We start from the raw sequence: 2,091 nt of genomic DNA, 5'->3' as shown, positions 1-2,091 counted from the left end.
TACGTGGACTTTCACCACAGACTGACGGCATGCCCGTCATACGCAAAAAAAACGACCTAGATTTCTCTAGATCGTCTTTTTTGTTTTTAGACTTTTGCCATCGGCAATCATACACTATATTATAACATTTTATGGATAGTTTTAAAAGTCTATTTTTAACTATTTTTTTCCTGTTGATCCAACTCCACCCAATCTCTCTTCTGACTTGGGCTTGTCATCGTCTGCAACTAGGTATTTTACAAAGATTCCCTGTATTACCCTTTCACCTGCCTTGATAAGCACTTCATCATCTGTCAGGTTCCTAAGCATAAATCCAATATTTCCATCATTGTCTGGGTTTGAATAGTAATCAGAGTCTATAATACCAGTAGTATTGGCTAGTACTAGGCCTCTCTTCATACCAATTGAGCTTCTCACATAAGTAGTAAGTACCTCATCATCCCCCATATATGCCTTTATATCTGTAAATATAGTCTTTGATGAACCTCTAGGTCCTATTACTATATCCACTGGTGTACAGATATCATAGCCAGCTGATCTTGATGTACCCCTTTGAGGAAGGACTATATCAATATCTGGATGTTTTCTATGCCTATCTTCTACTAATTCAAAGCCTCTAGTCATACCTATTATGCTCCTTTGATTGAAGCAGCCATTTCCTTAGCTAGCTGTCTTAGGGCTTCTATATCATCCTCTTTCATAGTTCCCTTAGTTTCAACTATAGTTGGCATAACTTCGAAATTTCCACCTTCTGATGCAAATTGTGTCAATTCCTTTACAGCTCCGCCGCTCCATCCATAAGACCCGAATATACCTAGTGAATGGTTTGTAAGCTTGTTCATCTTTAATGTATACATCAACTGGTTCATATTTGGATATACTGAGTTGTTGTATGTACAGCTTCCTAGTATGAATCCTTTGTATTTCCATATATCACTTAGAATGTATGATGCATGAGTCTTAGATACATCATGTACCTTTACATTTTTAATTCCTTCTTCTGCCAAGAATCTTGCTAACTGGTCTGCCATCTGCTCTGTATTTCCATACATTGAACCATAAGCTATAACTACACCTTCTTCGTTTTCCTGGTTAGCCAACTTGATATAGTAGTCTACTATCTTGTCTGGATTTGCTCTCCAAACCAATCCATGAACTGGACATATTATATCTATTTCTAGTGACTTTACCTTCTGTAGAGCTCTTGCAGCCTGCTTTGAATACTTTCCTACTATGTTAGAATAATATCTTCTGATTTCACTTTCAAAGAATTCAAAATTCATTTCATCATCGAAAATAGTTCCGTTTAGGGCTCCGAATCCACCAAATATATCCTGTGAGAATAGGATTTTGTCAGTTGATTCATAACTAACCATTGACTCTGGCCAGTGAACCATTGGAGTATTTACAAATGTCAACTTTCTCTTTCCTAGGTCAAGTACATCTCCATCTTTAACCTCTAGGAAGTTTTCTGGATCTATTTCTAGGTAGTCCTTTATCATTGCTCTAGCCTTCTTGTTGGCTACAAAAGTAAGATTTGGATAAAGGTCTAGAACTGTCTTGTAACAGCCTGAATGGTCTGGCTCCATATGGTGAACTACTAAATAATCTAGGTCTCTACCGTTTAGATTCCTCTTTAGGCTCTCTATAAAACCATCTACCTTTGTTATTTTTACAGTATCTAATAGAGCTGTCTTTTCGTCAGTTATTAGATATGAATTGTAAGCAACCCCCTCTGGAAGCGGCCACATATTTTCAAATAAATGTGTCTCTCTATCGTTTACACCCATATAGTATAAATCTTTTAGTATTTCTACGGAAACTGTATTCATTAAAATTCTCCCTTCATATTACAATAAATAAACTTTTACATTTCATTTCTACCATCATTTTGCTATCTATAAGCATACTTCTCTAATTTTTTTACACAATTAAGTTAATTATACATTAAACCAAGCTATTTGTACATAAGTAGTTCACTTATAATTAAATAATTGTCTTAGTTGTCAATACATATGTTACACTTACGAGAAAGTTTTTCAAAATACTTGCTATTTTATCGAAAATTATAAATGGATAAGTCAAGGAGTA

Annotated in this window: 2 protein-coding genes; both read right to left on the bottom strand. The window is 35.2% G+C overall.

Translation table 11 applies throughout. The features are described 5' to 3' along the window. Positions 1–159: 159 nt before the first annotated feature. Positions 160–624: a dCTP deaminase/dUTPase family protein gene (locus tag F823_RS0110320; protein ID WP_002843536.1), complete on the bottom strand. Its 465-nt coding sequence runs from the start codon at positions 622–624 to the stop codon at positions 160–162. A gap of 5 nt (positions 625–629) precedes the next feature. Next, positions 630–1,832 carry an FprA family A-type flavoprotein gene (locus F823_RS0110315; RefSeq protein WP_002843538.1) on the bottom strand — a complete coding sequence of 401 codons (1,203 nt, stop codon included), beginning with the start codon at positions 1,830–1,832 and terminating at the stop codon, positions 630–632. Positions 1,833–2,091 lie beyond the last annotated feature (259 nt).

Origin of the sequence: Peptostreptococcus anaerobius VPI 4330 = DSM 2949 (assembly GCF_000381525.1) — a bacterium.
GTDB classification, from domain to species: domain Bacteria; phylum Bacillota; class Clostridia; order Peptostreptococcales; family Peptostreptococcaceae; genus Peptostreptococcus; species Peptostreptococcus anaerobius.
This window is presented reverse-complemented; position numbering and strand designations above follow the sequence as displayed.

What these genes read in the sequence shown, in the direction of transcription:
- F823_RS0110320 (WP_002843536.1), bottom strand. Translation starts at nt 624, where the DNA reads ATGACTAGAGGCTTTGAATTAGTAGAAGATAGGCATAGAAAACATCCA.
- F823_RS0110315 (WP_002843538.1), bottom strand. Translation starts at nt 1,832, where the DNA reads ATGAATACAGTTTCCGTAGAAATACTAAAAGATTTATACTATATGGGT.